The organism is Streptomyces sp. cmx-18-6 (genome assembly GCF_046548915.1).
GTDB lineage: Bacteria > Actinomycetota > Actinomycetes > Streptomycetales > Streptomycetaceae > Streptomyces.
On the sequence record NZ_JAEBEP010000017.1, the window covers coordinates 125,993 to 142,123 of the forward strand.

The window sequence follows — 16,131 nt, forward strand, 5'->3', positions numbered from 1 at the left end:
TGTCTCTCCTCGGACCGTTGTGGTGGCCGTACAGGGGAACGGGGCGGGCGGGCCGTCCCGGGTCAGGACGCGGTCCGCGTACCCCGTGCAGATGCTCGCACCACCCGGCCCCGGTGTCGCTCCGGCCGCGCCGCGATCTCCGGGTTCTCGGCGGTAGGAGACCGCTTTGTTGTGGTATGTCCTTGCCGACGTGGGTACGGGCGCCACGGCCTCTGCGCGAGGATGGCACCCATGAAGCCCATCATCACCGCATCCGAATACGCGAGCGAGTCGGCGGGGCCGCGGCCGCCGGTGCTCCTGGACGTCCGCTGGCAGTTGGGCGGCCCGCACGGCCGCCCCGACTACGACGCCGGCCATCTGCCCGGCGCGGTCTTCGTCGACCTCGATACGGAGCTGGCGGGGCCGGCGGGCGGCGGTGGCCGCCACCCCCTTCCGGACCCGGAGGCGTTCGGCGCCGTGATGCGCCGCGCCGGGGTCGGCCAGGACACCCCGGTCGTCGTGTACGACGGCGGGCAGGGGTGGGCCGCCGCGCGTGCCTGGTGGCTGCTGCGCTGGACAGGGCACACGGACGTACGGGTCCTGGACGGCGGCCTCGCCGCGTGGACCGGCGACCTCTCCACCGAGACCCCGCACCCCGCCGAGGGCGACTTCCGGCCGAAGCCCGGGGCCCTGCCCACCCTGGACGCTGATGCGGCGGCCGCCCTCGCCCGCTCGGGGCTGCTCCTGGACGCGCGGGCGGCGGAGCGCTACCGGGGCGACGTGGAGCCGATCGACCGCGTCGGCGGCCACATCCCCGGGGCCGTCTCCGCGCCGACCACGCAGAACGTCGCCGGGGACGGGCGCTACCTTCCGGCCGAACAGCTCGCCGAGCGGTTCACCGCGCTCGGGGCGGGGAAGAGCGGCGAGGGCGTCGGGGTCTACTGCGGGTCGGGGGTCTCCGGCGCGCACGAGGTGCTGGCCCTGGAGATCGCCGGATTCCGCGGTGCGCTCTATCCGGGCTCCTGGTCCGAGTGGTCCTCCGACCCCGCCCGCCCGGTCGCCACGGGCCCCGAGCCTCGGTAGGGCCCGGTCCCGGCGGCCCGGTAAGCGGGAGGAACGCGACGGAGAGGGGCCCGTACGCAGTCGCGTACGGGCCCCTCTGCCGCCGGTCGTCACTTCCGGTCAGTCCTGCTTCTTGCGGCGGGTGCCGAAGACGATCTCGTCCCAGCTCGGCACCGCCGCCCGGCGTCCCGGACGGACCCCGTCCGCCTCGGCCTGGCGGTCCGTCGTCCCGGTGAGCCGGTCGCGGTGACCGGCCACCGCGCGGGGCATCAGCACGTCCGCGTACGCCGAACCGGCCCCGGCGGAGGCCGCGGCGGGCGGCTCCTCGGTCTCGGCCTCCTCCTCGGCGGCGGGTTCGAGCGCGGGCGGCTCGGGCTGCGTGGGCCGCTCCGGGACGACCATGTCACCGCGGAAGCTCGGCACCGCCTCCAGCAGGCTGGTCAGCGAGTCGCGCTCGCCGGCCGATGCGCTGCTGACGTACTCCTCCGGCTCGGCGGCCGGGGCGGGCCGCTCGATCTGCCGGTCGAGGGCGCGGTCCAGCGGCCGGTCGCGCGGCAGCCGGGCGATCCGGGGCACGAACGGGAAGCTCGGCTCGGGCGCGGCGTCGTCGCTCTCGCCGATCAGCGAGCGCGCCTCGTCGTCGACGGCCTGCACCAGCCTGCGCGGCGGGTCGTAGGTCCAGCTCGCCGAGTGCGGTTCGCCCGCGACCCGGTAGACGAGCAGGACCTCCCAGGTGCCGTCGTCACGGCGCCAGGAGTCCCACTGGACGGTTTCCTTGTCGGCGCCGCGCAGCAGGAGCCTCTCCTGCACCGCCTCGCCGAGCTGGGGGCCGGTGTTCTCGCCGGGACGGCGCACGGGGGTCTTCCGGGCCCGCTCGGCCATGAAGGCGCGCTCCGCGAGCACAGGGCCCTCGAAGCGGCGCACCCGGTCGACCGGGATGCCGGCGAACTGAGCGACCTCCTCCGCGGAGGCGCCGGCCCGTATGCGGGCCTGGATGTCGCGGGGGCGGAGGTGGCTCTCCACCTCGATCTCGATCTGGCCCAGCCGGGCGCGGTCGTTGCGCACGGCGGCGCGCAGCCGCTCATCGATCGGAAGCGTGTATTCCGTGCTGTCCGCAGCCTTGAGCACCAGTCGTGTGCCGTCGTTGGAGACGGCCACGACACGCAGTTCGGGCATGGGGACCTCCCGGGTGGTGCCTGCCGACGTCACGTGCGTCGCTGCTTCCGCTAGTCGAGTGTGACCTGCCCGGGTGCAGCCTGCCACAACCTTGCCGAGTTGCCCGGCGTGTCGGGCGCTCGCCCTGGAACGCCACCATGACACGGTTGCCCTTTGCGCACCAAAGTGACCGATTTGGCCGCTCTGTGCAGCAAGCACCCGTGCCATGCCTTGGCGCCGCCGGTTCGAGTGCCGCCGCCGACCCCCTCCCGTAGCTGCGGATTCCCACGTGGGAGTCCGCCCCAGGGCTCGTCACAGTACTCCATTCGGGCCACCGGGGTGGACCGGCGCGCCGCCGAACTTCTCGGAGGGCACGGGAGTTGGGTTACCCGCATCTCCGCGAAATGCCCCTGATGCGTGTTGTGCTTCACACAATCACCGGAAACGGAACTATCCACTTCGCTCATTTGTCCCTTCCTGTTGCATGGTGGGAGAGATGTCAAGCAGGGGCTGGTAATGGTTCAGAAGCCGGAAAGCGACACAGAACCCAAGGAAAGGCGCATCGATCTGAGTCTTCCGCAGGTCGCCGGAAGCGCAGTGGCGGCCGTCGCGGCAGCCGTGGCCGCCTCCCAACTGGGGGTGTACGGCACCATCGCCGGGGCCGGCGTGATGAGCGTCGTCGCCACCTGCGGCGGCTCCGTCTTCCAGCACTTCTTCCGCCGCACCGGCGAGCAGATCCGCGAGGTGACGGTCCAGGTGACCCACCCGGAGGGCCGCCAGGTGACGGTGCACACCAAGGAAACGACGCCTTCGGCGCACCGAGCGGCCGAGAGGCGGCCGACGCCGGCGCAAGCCCCGGCCGACGACGCCACCACGCTGCTGCCCACCCTCGACCCGGGCGCGGTGCCGGAGGTGATCCCCGACGCCGACAGCACCCAGGCGCCGAAGCCCGGCGCCGACCGCACCCAGCTGCTGGACCTCGGCGACGCACGGACCCGGATGCTGAGGGCGCGGCCGGGGCGGGGCGCGGATGCCGGGTCCGACGCCGACCGTACGCAGTTGCTGCCGCGGGCCGAAGACGGTACGCGGTTGCTGCCGCGGGACGGAGACCGTACGCAGTCGCTGCCGCAGGCCGAAGACCGTACGCGGGTGCTCCGGCAGGTCACGGCGAGTCCGGCCGTTTCCGGCAACGCGAGTCCGGCCGCGCCCGACGACGCGTCAGGCGACGACGTGTTCTCCGATGGCGTCACCCATGGCACCCGGCTGCGCGGCTGGAAGCGTCCGGCGCTCGCGGCCGCCGCGGTCTTCGCCGTCGCCATGGCCGGGATCACCGCCTTCGAGGCGATCTCCGACACCAAGCTCGGCGGCGGCGGGGGCACCACCCTCAGCTCCGTCGTACGCGGTGGCGGTGGCGACCGGGACTCCGGGCCCGCCGATCCCGCGCCCTCCGGGGACACCGGCCAGGACGGGGGAGAGGACGAGCAGCGGCCGACGCCCGGCGACGGCACCGGTTCCGCCCCCGCCACGGACCGGGGCGACAGCGGCAGCCCGAGCCCCGACCCCGGAACCGGCACGGGCGGCGAGAGCCCGAGCGCCGACCCCACGCCCACCCCGACGCCCTCCCGCTCCGGCGGCGGGCAGACCACGCCGGTCGTCCCCACGCCCACCCCGTCGACGCCCGGCGACGGCGGCACCGGCGCGCCCGAGCCGACCGGCACGGGCGCGGGCGGCGCTCCCGGCCAGGGCGAGCAGGCCCCGCCCGGCACCGGCAACGGCGTCGAGTGACCGGCGTACCAGAGGAGTGACCGGCGTACCCGAGCAGTGACCGGCGTACCCGAGTGACCCGCGTACGTACCGGAGTGAGCCACTCGCGTACGGGACGGGGCCGGCCGGCGCACCGGAGCGATCGGCGTACCTGAAGGGCGTGAAGCGCATCGGCCCCCTCGCTAGAGCGAGGGGGCCGATGCCGTACCGGGACGTCACGCGCCGGGCGTGCGCCGGTTCAGTCGCCCAGCACGCGCCGCAGGTAGTCGTTGCCGAACATGCGCTCCGGGTCGAGTCGGTCGCGTACGGCGGTGAACTCGCCGAAGCGCGGGTAGACCCCCGCCAGATAGGCCGCGTCCCGCGTGTGGATCTTGCCCCAGTGCGGGCGGCCGGAGTGCGCGGTCATGATCCGCTCGACCGCGGTGAAGTACGAGCGGTGGGGCGTGCCCCTGTAGAGGTGCACGGCGATGTACGCGCTCTCCCGGCCCGAGGCCGTCGAGAGGGCCATGTCGTCGGCGGGCGCGGTGCGCACCTCGACCGGGAAGCTGATCTTCAGCGGCGAGCGCTCGACCATCGCCTTCAGCTCCCGCAGCGCCGCCACGGCCTGCTCGCGCGGAACGGCGTACTCCATCTCCACGAACTTCACCCGGCGCGGGCTGGTGAACACCTTGTACGGGATGTCGGTGTAGGTCCGGGCGGCCAGGGCCCGGCTGGAGAGCTTGGCGATCGAGGGGATGGTCGCCGGGACCGCGCGCCCGACCGAACAGGCGACCTGGAAGACCCCGTTGGACAACAGCTCGTCGTCGACCCAGCTGCTCACCCTGCCGGGCGGGGCGGCCGGGCCCGCGCTGCGGTTGTTGCGCTTGGTGCTGCAGTTGCCCGTGTGCGGGAACCAGTAGAACTCGAAGTGCTCGTTCTCGGCGACCAGCTGATCGAACTCCGTCGTGACCCGGTCGAAGGCCATCGGCTCCTCGCGGGCGGTCAGCAGGAAGATCGGCTCCACCGCGAGGGTGATCGCGGTGATCACGCCGAGGGCGCCGAGCCCGACCCGGGCGGCGGCGAACACGTCCGGGTTCTCCTGCTCCGAGCAGACCAGCACCGTGCCGTCCGCGGTGACCAGTTCGAGGGCGCGGATCTGGGCGGACAGCGACGCCGACTCGCGGCCGGTGCCGTGCGTTCCGGTGGAGGTCGCCCCGGCGATCGTCTGCTCCATGATGTCGCCCATGTTCGTGAGCGACAGTCCCTCGCGGGCGAGCGCGGTGTTGAGGCGCTTGAGCGGAGTGCCCGCCTCCACGGTGACGGTCATCGCCTTGCGGTCGATGTCCCGGATGCCGGTGAGCAGGTCCGGGCGTATCAGCACCCCGTCGGTGGCGGCGGTCGCCGTGAAGGAGTGGCCCGTGCCGACCGGCTTCACCCTCAGGCCGTCCGCGCTCGCCCGGCGCAGTACGTCCGCGAGCTCGTCCACGGACGCGGGGGACTCGGCCCGGGCCGGGCGGGCGGTGACGTTGCCCGCCCAGTTACGCCACGCGCTCGTCGTCGTCCGTGCGTAGGTGTCGGTCATCTTCCCCGCGCCCTCCCGTAGGAACCGGCTTCGCCAGCCGGCGATACCCCAGGAACGCCACCGCCGCCGCGAGCGCTCCCGCCACGGCGGGCACCGCGTACCCCGCCTTCGCCCCGGCGGCGTCGACCACCCAGCCGGCGGCCGAGGAGCCGAGCGCCACTCCGACCGCGAGCCCGGTACTGGTCCAGGTCATGCCCTCGGTCAGCTTGGTGCGCGGTACGTGCGCTTCGACGAGGGCCATGGTGGTGACCATCGTCGGTGCGATGGCGAGGCCCGCGACAAAGAGCGCCACGGCCAGCAACGTAAGGTTCCCGGCCAGTTGGAGGGGGATCATACTCACGGCCATCGCGCAGACACCCACCAGCCACCTGGTCGCGGGCTTCCCTTTCAGGTGCAGCAGCCCGAAGACGGCTCCCGCCAGGCAGGAACCGAGCGCGTAGACAGCCAGCACCAAGGAGGCCGCCGCCTTGTGGCCGCGCTCCTCGGCGAACGCCACGGTCACCACGTCGACGGCCCCGAAGATCGCGCCCGTCGCCACGAACGTGACCACCAGGACCTGGAGTCCCCGCGAGCGCAGCGCCGAGCCCCCGGTGTGCTGCGACTTCGGGTGCGGGATCGGCTCGGTGGCGCGCTGCGCGGTCAGCCAGAAGACGCCGACCAGCAGGAACGCGGCGGCGATCAGGGGACCGGCCTCCGGGAACCAGGCGGTGGAGAGGCCGATCGAGATGATCGGGCCGAAGATGAAGCACACCTCGTCGACGATCGACTCCCAGGAGTACGCCGTGTGCAGCTCGCGGCCCGAACCCCGGTAGATCGCCGCCCAGCGGGCCCGGACCATCGACCCCACACTCGGCACACAGCCCGCGCCCGCCGCGAAGACGAACAGCGTCCAGTCCGGCGCCCCCTGCTGGGCGCAGATCAGCAGCCCCGCCACCGCCGCCACCGCGACCAGCGTGACGGGGCGCAGCACCCGCCGCTGTCCGTACCGGTCGACGAGCCGCGACACCTGCGGGCCGAAGAACGCCGCCGCCATGGCCAGCGTCGCGGTGAGCGCTCCGGCCAGCCCGTAGCGGCCGGTGAGCTGGGACACCATCGTCACGACCCCGATGCCCATCATGGACAACGGCATCCGCCCGAAGAACCCGGCGGCGGAGAACCCCTTGGAGCCGGGGGCGGCGAAGATGGCGCGGTAGGGGCTGGGCAAGGGGTACTCCGGTCGTGCCTGTCAGGTGTGTAGCGGGCCGATACAGCTTACGGCCGGGCGGGTGCGGCGGACACCGGATTTCGGGGCGGCCGGGGGAGTGGCCGACAGCGGATTCCGGAGCGGTCCCGGGGAGGAGCCGACAGGGGTTCCTACAGGAACCGGGGTGCGGCCGAACACGGATTTCCGGCGAGGTCCCGGGGAAACAGGAGGAGCGGCCGGCAGCGGAGCGCGGCGAGGTCCCGGGGCGCGGTCGACGGCGGATTCCGGAGCGGTTCAGCGGGTTTCCGACGCGGCGTCGGACGTCGGTTGCCGCACTGTCAGCGGCGGGTGGCAGGATCGGTGTCATGGCCGATCTGCGCGATCCCGCTCCCTACGACGCCCTGCTGCTGCTCTCCTTCGGCGGTCCCGAGGGCCCGGACGACGTGGTCCCGTTCCTGGCGAACGTGACCCGCGGCCGGGGCATCCCCGAGGAACGGCTCAAGGAGGTCGGCAAGCACTACTTCCTGTTCGGCGGGGTCAGCCCGATCAACGCGCAGAACCGCGCGCTGCTGGACGCCCTGCGCAAGGACTTCGCCGGCCACGGCCTGGACCTGCCGGTCTACTGGGGCAACCGCAACTGGGCGCCGTATCTGACCGACGTCCTGCGCGAGATGACGGCCGACGGACGTCGCCGGATCGCCGTCCTCGCCACCAGCGCGTACGCCTCGTACTCGGGCTGCCGCCAGTACCGGGAGAACCTCGCCGAGTCGTTGGCCGCCCTGGAGGCGGAGGGGCTCGACGTGCCGCGCGTGGACAAGCTGCGCCACTACTTCAACCACCCGGGCTTCGTGGAGCCCATGGTCGCCGGGGTGCTCGCCTCGCTCGCCGACCTGCCCGAGGACGTCCGCGCGGGCGCGCACATCGCCTTCACCACCCACTCCATCCCGACCTCCGCCGCCGACGCCTCGGGCCCGCTGGAGGCCCACGGCGACGGCGGGGCGTACGTCGCGGAGCACCTGGACGTGGCCCGGCTCATCGTGGACGCGGTGCGCGAGGCGACCGGCGTCGAGCACCCCTGGCAGCTCGTCTACCAGTCCCGCAGCGGCGCCCCGCACATCCCGTGGCTGGAGCCCGACATCTGCGACCACCTGGAGACCCTGCACGGCGAGGGCGTCGGCGCGGTCGTGATGGCGCCCATCGGCTTCGTCTCCGACCACATGGAAGTCCTGTACGACCTCGACACCGAGGCCACCGCCAAGGCCGCCGAGCTCGGGCTGCCGGTCCGCCGGTCCGCGACGGTCGGGGCCGACCCCCGTTTCGCCGCCGCCGTACGGGACCTGGTCCTGGAGCGCGCCGGGACCGAGCGGGGGCAGGCCGTGCAGCCCTGTGCGCTGGGCTCCCTCGGCCCCTCCCACGACCTCTGCCCGGTCGGCTGCTGCCCGGCGAGGGCCCCCAAACCCGCGGCGGCGGGCGCCGACAGCCCGTACGTGTAGAGCCGCTGCCGTACGCGCCGCCCCTCGTCGTACGCGTAGAGCCGCTGCCGTACGAGTGAGCCCTCGCCTTCCGCGTACAGCCCCTGCCGTACGCGTACAGCCTCTGCCGTCCGCGTCGAGCTCCTGCCCACGCGTCAAGCCCCTGTTCCGTCGAGTCCCCCGGGAGCACCGTGACCGACCCCGCCCTGTCCGAACTGCTCGACCTCGCCCTGGAGGCCGCCCGCCGCGCCGGAGCCCTGCTGCGCGACGGCCGCCCCGCCGACCTGGGGGTGGCCGCGACCAAGTCCAGCCCCATCGACGTGGTCACCGAGATGGACATCGCCGCCGAGAAGCTGATCACCGGCTATCTGTCCGACTTCCGCCCCGACGACGGCTTTCTCGGCGAGGAGGGGGCCAGCTCGCCGGGCAGCACCGGCATCCGCTGGGTCATCGACCCGCTGGACGGCACCGTGAACTATCTGTACGGCCTGCCCACCTGGGCGGTCTCCATCGCCGCCGAGCGCGACGGGGAGCGGGTCGTGGGCGTCGTCGAGGCCCCGATGCGCCGGGAGACGTACCAGGCGGTCCTGGGCGGCGGCGCGTACGCGAACGGCGACGCCCTGCGCTGCCGGCCCGCCCCGCCGCTGGACCAGGCCCTCGTCTCGACCGGTTTCAACTACGTCGGCCACGTCCGCGGCCACCAGGCGGACGTGGCCCAGCAGCTGATCCCGAGGCTCCGGGACATCCGGCGCAGCGGGTCGGCGGCCGTCGACCTCTGCGATGTGGCGGCGGGCCGGCTGGACGGCTACTACGAGCGCGGACTGCACCCCTGGGACCTGGCCGCGGGCGACCTCATCGCCAGGGAGGCGGGTGCGCTCACCGGCGGCCGCCCCGGGCTCCCGGCGGACGGCGACCTGACGGTGGCCGCCACCCCCGGAGTCTTCGAGCCGTTGCAGGCCGCCCTGGACGAGCTGGGCGCCTGGCACGACTGACACGCTGCGCCCGACTGCGCACCGTGCCCGGCGACGCACCTTGCCCGGCGAGCGGGCGGGCCTGACGCGCTGACCGCCCCAAGGGCCCTGCCGACCGCTCAAGGGGCCTGGTGAGGGCTGTGCGGGCCGCCGGGCGCAGCAGAGGGCCCCGGGTGCCAGGACGGCATCCGGGGCCCTCTGTCATACGGCTCAGACGCTCGCGGCGCTGATTTCCACGCCGTGCTCGGCCGCGAGGCGGTGCAGGTCGTCCAGCTCGCCCTGCTCGACGTCCGCCAGGAAGTCGTCGCCGTCCTCGCGAGCCCGCGTGAGGTCGGACTCGGTGGTCTTGATGCGTTGCAGCAGACCTGCGGTGAAAGCGTCCATGATGCGCCCCCTCATCGTGGGTCGGTGGCACGGGGGTGTGCCCGGTCTTCCTCCGGCAGGGGAGCCGGAGGGCGGGTGATCTCGCCGCTTCTCCGGGAAGGAGAGGGTCGTGGCATGCCACGTGCCGGGCGTGATCGCGGGTGTGAACCCCTCTTCCCCGCGCGTAGCCTCAGAGAAACCTCAACTGGCCGGTAATTCCGCCGCATTCCCCGGGCCCCGGTCGGCCGAGCGCCGTCTTACCGCCGGTTTATGCGCGTTGCGGGCAGGATGGACGCACACAGTCGGCCTCCCCTGGGGCCGTTCGCTGGGTGAACCCGTAGAAGGACCTAAGGAAGGACTGCGCTGTGCGCGTACTCGTCGTCGAGGACGAGCAGCTGCTCGCCGATGCGGTGGCCACCGGACTGCGCCGGGAGGCCATGGCCGTCGACGTCGTCTACGACGGTGCCGCGGCCCTGGAGCGCATCGGGGTCAACGACTACGACGTCGTCGTGCTGGACCGGGACCTTCCGGTGGTGCACGGGGACGACGTCTGCCGGAAGGTCGTGGAGCTCGGCATGCCCACCCGGGTGCTCATGCTCACCGCCTCCGGCGACGTCAGCGACCGGGTGGAGGGCCTGGAGCTGGGCGCGGACGACTACCTCCCCAAGCCCTTCGCCTTCAGCGAGCTGACCGCCCGGGTCCGCGCGCTCGGCCGCCGTACGACGGTCGCGCTGCCGCCCGTCCTGGAGCGGGCAGGCATCAAGCTCGACCCCAACCGCCGCGAGGTCTTCCGCGACGAGGCGGAGATCCAGCTCGCCCCCAAGGAGTTCGCGGTGCTGGAGGTCCTGATGCGCAGCGAGGGCGCCGTCGTCTCGGCGGAGCAGCTCCTGGAGAAGGCATGGGACGAGAACACCGACCCCTTCACCAACGTCGTGCGGGTCACGGTCATGACGCTCCGCCGCAAGCTCGGCGAACCGCCCGTCATCGTCACCGTGCCGGGCTCGGGATACCGGATCTGAGGACCATGGCCACCACCTCCGACCCCCCTGCGGCGCCCCCGAAGCCCACCTGGGAGCCCAAGCAGCAGGAGTCCCCGTACCCGTGGTTGCGCCCGACCATCCGGATACGGCTCACCCTGCTCTACGGCGGGATGTTCCTGATCGCGGGCATCGTGCTGCTCTCGATCATCTACATGCTGGCCGCGCAGGGGCTGCACATGGGCAATGAGCTGCCGTTCAAGCTGCTGCCCGACAGCAAGATCCAGCTCACCAACAACGCCTGTCCCGCCCTCACCCCGGGCCTCTCGGCGGACGAGGCGAACGCCGCGCTCAAGGCGTGCAACGGAGAGCAGCGCCAGCAGGCTCTGGACACCCTGCTGAACCGCTCGCTGCTCGCCCTGGTCGGCCTCAGCATCATCGCCTTCGCCTTCGGTTACGCGATGGCCGGACGCGTCCTGTCCCCGCTGGGCCGGATCACCCGGACCGCGCGCAGGGTGGCGGGCACGGACCTCACCCGGCGGATCGAGCTGGACGGCCCGGACGACGAGCTCAAGGAGCTCGCGGACACCTTCGACGACATGCTGGACCGCCTGGAGCGGGCGTTCACCGCGCAGCAGCGGTTCGTCGGCAACGCCTCGCACGAGCTGCGCACCCCGCTGGCGATCAACCGCACGCTGCTGGAGGTCCACCTCTCCGACCCGCAGGCCCCGCCCGAGCTCCAGCAGCTCGGGAAGACCCTCCTGGCCACCAACGAACGCAGCGAGCAGCTGGTCGAGGGCCTGCTGCTGCTGGCCCGCAGCGACAACCAGATCGTCGAGCGCAAACCGGTCGACCTCGCCGAGGTCGCCGACCGCGCCATCGACCAGGCCCGGGCGGAGGCGGTGGAGCGGAACGTCGAGATCCGGGGCGATCGGGCCGGCGCCGTCGTCCAGGGCAACGGGGTCCTGCTGGAGCGGATCGCGCTGAACCTCGTACAGAACGCCGTGCGCTACAACGTGGCCGAGGACGGCTGGGTGGAGGTCACCACCGCCCTCCAGCCCGGCCAGGCCCTGCTCGTCGTCTCGAACACGGGTCCCGTGGTCCCGGCGTACGAGATCGACAACCTCTTCGAGCCCTTCCGGCGGCTGCGCACGGAGCGCACGGGCAGCGACAAGGGGGTCGGACTCGGCCTGTCGATCGCGCGGTCCGTCGCGCGGGCCCACGGAGGCCGTATCATCGCGGAGCCCCGCGAAGGCGGCGGTCTCGTGATGCGCGTCACCCTGCCGGTCTGAGAGGCTGCACGGTGTGACTCTGCACCGAATCTTCATGTTCGCTTTGGGCGGAATTTTCAAGACCCGTTCCCGGGCGATTCGTGTGTGATCGATCACAGGGGCGGTTTGGGGATCGTCTACTCTCCGTGATCGCGCCTCGGTCGGAAAACCGCTAATCGTCCGGGTTTTCGGGGGGTGTTATCACGGGAAGTACACGGGGTGGCACCCGTTAACCGCACAGTGGGGACCGTGTACGGTCCCCATCGCCACCCAAGCCGAGCCTCGCCGAGGCGTCCGGTTGGGTGTCGATTGAGTAACAGACCTTGATGTGAGGCAAAATCTCCGCCTCAGGTCGGGCACAAGTCCGGCCTCTCACGCGTTACGAGCGCTGAGACACCCGCAGAAACCCAAGAGGGGGAGAGCGACATGGCAACGGATTACGACACCCCACGCAAGACCGACGACGACGTGGACCAGGACAGCCTCGAAGAGCTCAAGGCTCGTCGGAGCGACAAGACGGCATCCGCCGTCGACGTCGACGAATTCGACGCGGCCGAAGGTCTCGAGCTGCCCGGCGCGGACCTCTCCAACGAGGAGCTGGCCGTCCGGGTCCTGCCCAAGCAGGCCGATGAGTTCACCTGCATGAGCTGCTTCCTGGTGCACCACCGCAGCCAGCTGGCCCGCGAGAAGAACGGTCAGCCCATCTGCCGCGACTGCGACTGAGGTCGGGTCGGCCGTGGCAGGCGACACACCGTTCCGGAAGCGACGCCCCTGGCGTCGGCACGACCCGGAGGTGAATCAGGGCGGCACAGGCCCGGCAGCAGGCGTCAGCCCGTCTGCCGAGCATCCGGCCGCCCTGCCGGATGCTTCCGGCGTCTCCGACACCGGTAGCGCGGAGTCCGGTGGTTCCGGCTCGGGTGCTTCCGACTTCGGTACGTCCGGCTCCGATGCTTCTGACTTCGGCACGTCCGACTCCGGTACGTCCGATTCCGGTTCTTCCGGCGACGGGCGCGGCCGTTCGGCCTCGCTCGAAGCGGCCGGGAAGACGTCGTCGCCGGACCGGACCGGAGAGACGGAACAGGCGGAGCCCACGACCGGGGCCGGCCGCCTTCACACAGTGAAACGGGGAGTACGCAAGGGCGGGGAGAGCGCCCGTGCCCTGGCCGGCCAGCTGGCCGACCGGATCATCGAAACGGCTCCCCGCATCCCGGTGCGCGATCTCGACACCCTGCGGAAGCAGTTCCCCGGGCTCGGGCCCGAGGAGCTCGCCGACAAGTTGGTGGCGGGCGCGAGCCGGGCCAGCGCCACCGTGGGCGCAGGCATCGGAGCGGCCGCCATGATGCCCGTACCGCCCGCCATGCTCGCCGAGCTGGCGGCCGAGGTCACCGGCGTCGCCGCGATCGAGATGAAGCTCGTCGCCGAGCTCCACGAGGTCTACGGCCAGCGCCCGCCGGGCCATCTCGCCCAGCGCAGCGCCGCGTATCTGACGTCGTGGACGGAGGAGCGCGGCATCGACGTCACCCGGCCCGCCACCCTCAACGCGGCCCTCGGCGGACAGATGAAGCGCGAGCTGCGCCAGCAGATCACCAAGCGCATGGCCCGCAACCTGCCCGTCCTGATCCCGTTCATGGTCGGCGCCGCGGTCGGCGCGACGATGAACCGCCGCGACACCCGCAAGCTCGCCGACCGGGTCAGGAACGACCTGCGCAAGAGCCGGATCCCCTGGGACCGCCTCACCGAACTGCCCCCGCTGGAACAGCCCGCCCTGCCGGTCCCGCTGCCCAAGGAGATCGAGGGCGGCTGACCCCCCGCTCGGGGCCGGTCAGCCGCCGATCAGGCCCCTCATCGGCGATCAGGCCGCCGGAACGGCCGTCAGCGCCGCCGCCAGGCCCCGCGGATCCCGGGTGGAGAGATAGACATACGGAGTCGGGTCGTCCGGATCCGTGATCTCCACCCGCACCGCCGTCCCCACATAGCTGCGCAGCAGCATGAACGCGCGGGCGTCCGCCTTGTGCGTGCGCCAGGCCCGGGCCTCCTCGACGTCCAGCACCTCCGGCTCCCCGAGCGCCGACAGCGGGATCCGGGCGTCGCCCGCCACCAGCGCGCCCGCGACCACCCGGATCCGGGCGGAGCCGTAGGCGCTCACGGCGACGGCCGCCGCGGCCGTGCCGCCGACCAGTCCGGCGAGCAGCGGCAGGGTGCCCAGCGGCAGAAGCATCAGCGCGCAGGCGATACCCACCCCGAAGGCGATGAACCACCAGGAACGGGGTGCGGTGAGACGTTCATCGAAGGGCGGTGCGGAAGGCTGCATGGAGTCAAGCTTGGCACGGCGCGACCGGCGTGCCGCCGCGCGGGTAAGGTCTGCGCCTGTGAGTGGAACATCAGCAGCTCTGACACCCCCGGCCGACGCCGTCGCGCCGGTCCGGCACCCTGACGCCCCGGCCCCCGGGGAGCTCCTCGGCGCGCACTACGAGCACTGCTTCGGCTGCGGCGACGAACAGCCACACGGCCTGCACCTGATGGCGCGGGCCGGTGAAGGCGTGAGCGTGACCGCGGAGTTCACCGTCAAGGCCGCCCACCAGGGGGCCCCCGGCCTCGCCCACGGCGGCGTGCTCGCCACCGCGCTGGACGAGACGCTCGGCTCGCTGAACTGGCTGCTGCGCACCATCGCGGTGACCGGACGGCTGGAGACCGACTTCGTCCGGCCCGTCCCGGTGGACACCGTGCTGCACCTCGACGCCCGCATCACCGCCGTGCACGGCCGGAAGATCTACTCCACGGCCACCGGCCGGATCGGCGGCCCCGAGGGCCCCGTCGCGGTCCGCGCGGACGCCCTGTTCATCGAGGTCAAGGTGGACCACTTCATCGAGAACGGCCGGCCCGCCGAGATCCAGGCGGCCATGGCCGACCCGGACCAGGTCAAGCGCGCCCGAGCCTTCGAGGTGAACCCCTGATGCGCGGTCCCGTGGACGTACTGATCCGCCTGCTCGACCCGGACGTGCCGATTCCGGCGTACGGACACCCGGGGGACGCCGGGGCCGACCTGGTGACCACCGAGGCCGCCGAACTCGCCCCCGGCGAGCGCACGGTGCTGCCCACCGGGGTCTCCATCGCCCTGCCCGACGGGTACGCCGCCTTCGTGCACCCGCGCTCGGGCCTCGCCGCCCGCTGCGGAGTGGCCCTCGTGAATGCCCCAGGGACGGTGGATGCCGGGTACCGTGGGGAGATCAAGGTGATCGTGGTCAACCTCGATCCACGCGAGAGCGTGCGGTTCGAGCGGTTCGACCGGATTGCCCAATTGGTTGTCCAGCAGGTCGAGAAGGTGCGCTTCCACGAGGTGGCGGAACTTCCCGGCTCGGCGCGGGCCGAAGGGGGCTTCGGGTCCACCGGCGGCCACGCGTCGGTGGACGTCGCCGAGGGCGGGATCACCCACGGTGGGAACAGCTACGCTTCGGTCGTATCCGACCGGGAAGGACAGTGACGTGTTCGGACGTCGCAAGAAGAGTGGTTCCGCCGAGGACGAGGCGGACGAGGTGCGCGAGGCCGAGCAGGTCGCCGACGAGAGCGCCGACGGGGCCGCGCCGAGCGCCCGGCGGACGAATCTGCCGCCGGCCCCCCGGCCGGACGGGCCCTGGGACAGCACCGAGGTCACCCAGCCCGGCGAGGGCCGGGTCGACCTGGGCGGCATCTTCGTGCCCGGTGTCGAGGGCATGGAGTTGCGGGTAGAGGTGGCCGGGGACGCGATCGTCGCCGCCACCGTCGTGCTGCGCGACAGCGCGGTCCAGCTCCAGGCGTTCGCCGCACCCAAGCGGGAGGGCATCTGGGGCGAGGTCCGCGACGAGATCGCCTCGGGCATCACCCAGCAGGGCGGTGTCATCGACGAGGTGGAGGGCCCGCTGGGCTGGGAGCTGCGCGCGCAGGTCCCCGTACAGCTCCCGGACGGGACCAACGGGGTCCAGTTGGTGCGCTTCGTCGGCGTCGACGGACCGCGCTGGTTCCTGCGCGGCGTCATCTCCGGCCAGGGCGCCGTCCAGCCGCAGACCGCGGGGCTGCTGGAGACGATCTTCCGGGACACCGTGGTGGTCCGGGGGGACGGCCCGATGGCCCCCCGCGACCCGATCGTCCTCAAGCTCCCCAACGACGCCCAGATGGTGCCCGAGGGCGTCCAGCAGGATGAGCAGGAGGGCTCGAAGTTCTCCGGCGGCATGGGCCAGCTCCAGCGCGGGCCCGAGATCACCGAGGTGCGCTAGGTGTATTGATCACGAGCGTTGTTAACGCTGGTGGGGCTTGATCATGACGAGGGCCCCCGTGTGTGGTGGAGGTGTCGAATCTTCACCGGACGGAGGCCCTCGTGTCCCACCGTAATGCCCGGC

The 16,131-nt window shown here is 72.5% G+C and carries 16 protein-coding genes; 11 read left to right on the plus strand and 5 right to left on the minus strand.

Annotated elements, in window-relative coordinates:
* Positions 1 to 231 precede the first annotated feature (231 nt).
* The gene (locus ACLJPL_RS30465; RefSeq protein ID WP_411084175.1) at positions 232 to 1,062 is read left to right on the plus strand and encodes a sulfurtransferase; all 831 of its coding nucleotides are present in this window, start codon (positions 232 to 234) and stop codon (positions 1,060 to 1,062) included.
* A 99-nt stretch (positions 1,063 to 1,161) separates the two neighbouring features.
* Here the strand turns inward: ACLJPL_RS30465 and sepH are convergent, their stop codons facing one another.
* Positions 1,162 to 2,217, minus strand: a complete 1,056-nt coding sequence (gene sepH, locus ACLJPL_RS30470; protein ID WP_411084176.1) for a septation protein SepH — start codon at positions 2,215 to 2,217, stop codon at positions 1,162 to 1,164.
* 495 nt (positions 2,218 to 2,712) lie between these two features.
* On the opposite strand from sepH, the gene ACLJPL_RS30475 reads away from it, so the two are divergent.
* Entirely contained in the window at positions 2,713 to 3,981 is a 1,269-nt protein-coding gene (locus ACLJPL_RS30475) for a hypothetical protein (protein ID WP_411084177.1), read from the plus strand.
* A gap of 217 nt (positions 3,982 to 4,198) precedes the next feature.
* On the opposite strand, the gene ACLJPL_RS30480 is transcribed toward ACLJPL_RS30475, so the two are convergent.
* The gene (locus tag ACLJPL_RS30480; protein ID WP_411084178.1) at positions 4,199 to 5,521 is read right to left on the minus strand and encodes a D-arabinono-1,4-lactone oxidase; all 1,323 of its coding nucleotides are present in this window, start codon (positions 5,519 to 5,521) and stop codon (positions 4,199 to 4,201) included.
* On the minus strand, positions 5,478 to 6,725 hold the full coding sequence (locus tag ACLJPL_RS30485; RefSeq protein ID WP_411084179.1) for an MFS transporter: 1,248 nt from the start codon (positions 6,723 to 6,725) through the stop codon (positions 5,478 to 5,480). Before ACLJPL_RS30485 ends, ACLJPL_RS30480 begins: the two co-directional genes overlap by 44 nt.
* Before the next feature lie 344 nt (positions 6,726 to 7,069).
* On the opposite strand from ACLJPL_RS30485, the gene ACLJPL_RS30490 reads away from it, so the two are divergent.
* On the plus strand, positions 7,070 to 8,197 hold the full coding sequence (locus tag ACLJPL_RS30490; RefSeq protein WP_411084180.1) for a ferrochelatase: 1,128 nt from the start codon (positions 7,070 to 7,072) through the stop codon (positions 8,195 to 8,197).
* A gap of 170 nt (positions 8,198 to 8,367) precedes the next feature.
* Positions 8,368 to 9,168, plus strand: coding sequence for an inositol monophosphatase family protein (locus tag ACLJPL_RS30495; protein WP_411084181.1), 801 nt, complete (start codon positions 8,368 to 8,370; stop codon positions 9,166 to 9,168).
* A gap of 189 nt (positions 9,169 to 9,357) precedes the next feature.
* On the opposite strand, the gene ACLJPL_RS30500 is transcribed toward ACLJPL_RS30495, so the two are convergent.
* Positions 9,358 to 9,531 carry a hypothetical protein gene (locus ACLJPL_RS30500; protein WP_411084182.1) on the minus strand — a complete coding sequence of 58 codons (174 nt, stop codon included), beginning with the start codon at positions 9,529 to 9,531 and terminating at the stop codon, positions 9,358 to 9,360.
* Positions 9,532 to 9,875: 344 nt separating this feature from the next.
* On the opposite strand from ACLJPL_RS30500, the gene ACLJPL_RS30505 reads away from it, so the two are divergent.
* The 4 genes from ACLJPL_RS30505 to ACLJPL_RS30520 all read left to right on the plus strand — a co-directional run bounded on the left by ACLJPL_RS30505 (position 9,876) and on the right by ACLJPL_RS30520 (position 13,562).
* On the plus strand, positions 9,876 to 10,529 hold the full coding sequence (locus ACLJPL_RS30505) for a response regulator transcription factor (RefSeq protein ID WP_411084183.1): 654 nt from the start codon (positions 9,876 to 9,878) through the stop codon (positions 10,527 to 10,529).
* A gap of 5 nt (positions 10,530 to 10,534) precedes the next feature.
* Entirely contained in the window at positions 10,535 to 11,779 is a 1,245-nt protein-coding gene (locus ACLJPL_RS30510; protein ID WP_411084184.1) for a sensor histidine kinase, read from the plus strand.
* A gap of 405 nt (positions 11,780 to 12,184) precedes the next feature.
* Positions 12,185 to 12,481: a DUF4193 domain-containing protein gene (locus tag ACLJPL_RS30515; RefSeq protein WP_003965732.1), complete on the plus strand. Its 297-nt coding sequence runs from the start codon at positions 12,185 to 12,187 to the stop codon at positions 12,479 to 12,481.
* A 13-nt stretch (positions 12,482 to 12,494) separates the two neighbouring features.
* Complete coding sequence (locus ACLJPL_RS30520; RefSeq protein ID WP_411084185.1) at positions 12,495 to 13,562, plus strand: hypothetical protein; 1,068 nt, start codon at positions 12,495 to 12,497, stop codon at positions 13,560 to 13,562.
* 48 nt (positions 13,563 to 13,610) lie between these two features.
* Here ACLJPL_RS30520 and ACLJPL_RS30525 read toward each other — a convergent pair whose 3' ends face one another.
* Complete coding sequence (locus ACLJPL_RS30525; RefSeq protein WP_411084186.1) at positions 13,611 to 14,069, minus strand: DUF3093 domain-containing protein; 459 nt, start codon at positions 14,067 to 14,069, stop codon at positions 13,611 to 13,613.
* 58 nt (positions 14,070 to 14,127) lie between these two features.
* Here ACLJPL_RS30525 and ACLJPL_RS30530 point away from each other — a divergent pair, with 58 nt between their 5' ends.
* Genes ACLJPL_RS30530 through ACLJPL_RS30540 form a run of 3 tightly spaced genes read left to right on the plus strand, consistent with a single transcriptional unit; the run spans position 14,128 to position 16,008 of the window.
* Complete coding sequence (locus tag ACLJPL_RS30530) at positions 14,128 to 14,712, plus strand: PaaI family thioesterase (RefSeq protein ID WP_411084187.1); 585 nt, start codon at positions 14,128 to 14,130, stop codon at positions 14,710 to 14,712.
* Positions 14,712 to 15,239, plus strand: coding sequence for a dUTP diphosphatase (dut, locus tag ACLJPL_RS30535; protein WP_411084188.1), 528 nt, complete (start codon positions 14,712 to 14,714; stop codon positions 15,237 to 15,239). Before ACLJPL_RS30530 ends, dut begins: the two co-directional genes overlap by 1 nt.
* 1 nt (position 15,240) lies before the next feature.
* Positions 15,241 to 16,008 (plus strand): DUF3710 domain-containing protein, encoded by a 768-nt coding sequence (locus ACLJPL_RS30540; RefSeq protein WP_411084189.1) that lies wholly within the window; start codon positions 15,241 to 15,243, stop codon positions 16,006 to 16,008.
* Positions 16,009 to 16,131: the final 123 nt, after the last annotated feature.

Bases quoted from the DNA above. Each gene is read 5' to 3' on its own strand.
- ACLJPL_RS30515 (WP_003965732.1), top strand. From the start codon at position 12,185: ATGGCAACGGATTACGACACCCCACGCAAGACCGACGACGACGTGGAC.
- ACLJPL_RS30490 (WP_411084180.1), top strand. From the start codon at position 7,070: ATGGCCGATCTGCGCGATCCCGCTCCCTACGACGCCCTGCTGCTGCTC.
- sepH (WP_411084176.1), bottom strand. From the start codon at position 2,217: ATGCCCGAACTGCGTGTCGTGGCCGTCTCCAACGACGGCACACGACTG.
- dut (WP_411084188.1), top strand. From the start codon at position 14,712: ATGCGCGGTCCCGTGGACGTACTGATCCGCCTGCTCGACCCGGACGTG.
- ACLJPL_RS30465 (WP_411084175.1), top strand. From the start codon at position 232: ATGAAGCCCATCATCACCGCATCCGAATACGCGAGCGAGTCGGCGGGG.
- ACLJPL_RS30480 (WP_411084178.1), bottom strand. From the start codon at position 5,521: ATGACCGACACCTACGCACGGACGACGACGAGCGCGTGGCGTAACTGG.
- ACLJPL_RS30525 (WP_411084186.1), bottom strand. From the start codon at position 14,069: ATGCAGCCTTCCGCACCGCCCTTCGATGAACGTCTCACCGCACCCCGT.
- ACLJPL_RS30510 (WP_411084184.1), top strand. From the start codon at position 10,535: ATGGCCACCACCTCCGACCCCCCTGCGGCGCCCCCGAAGCCCACCTGG.
- ACLJPL_RS30500 (WP_411084182.1), bottom strand. From the start codon at position 9,531: ATGGACGCTTTCACCGCAGGTCTGCTGCAACGCATCAAGACCACCGAG.
- ACLJPL_RS30475 (WP_411084177.1), top strand. From the start codon at position 2,713: ATGGTTCAGAAGCCGGAAAGCGACACAGAACCCAAGGAAAGGCGCATC.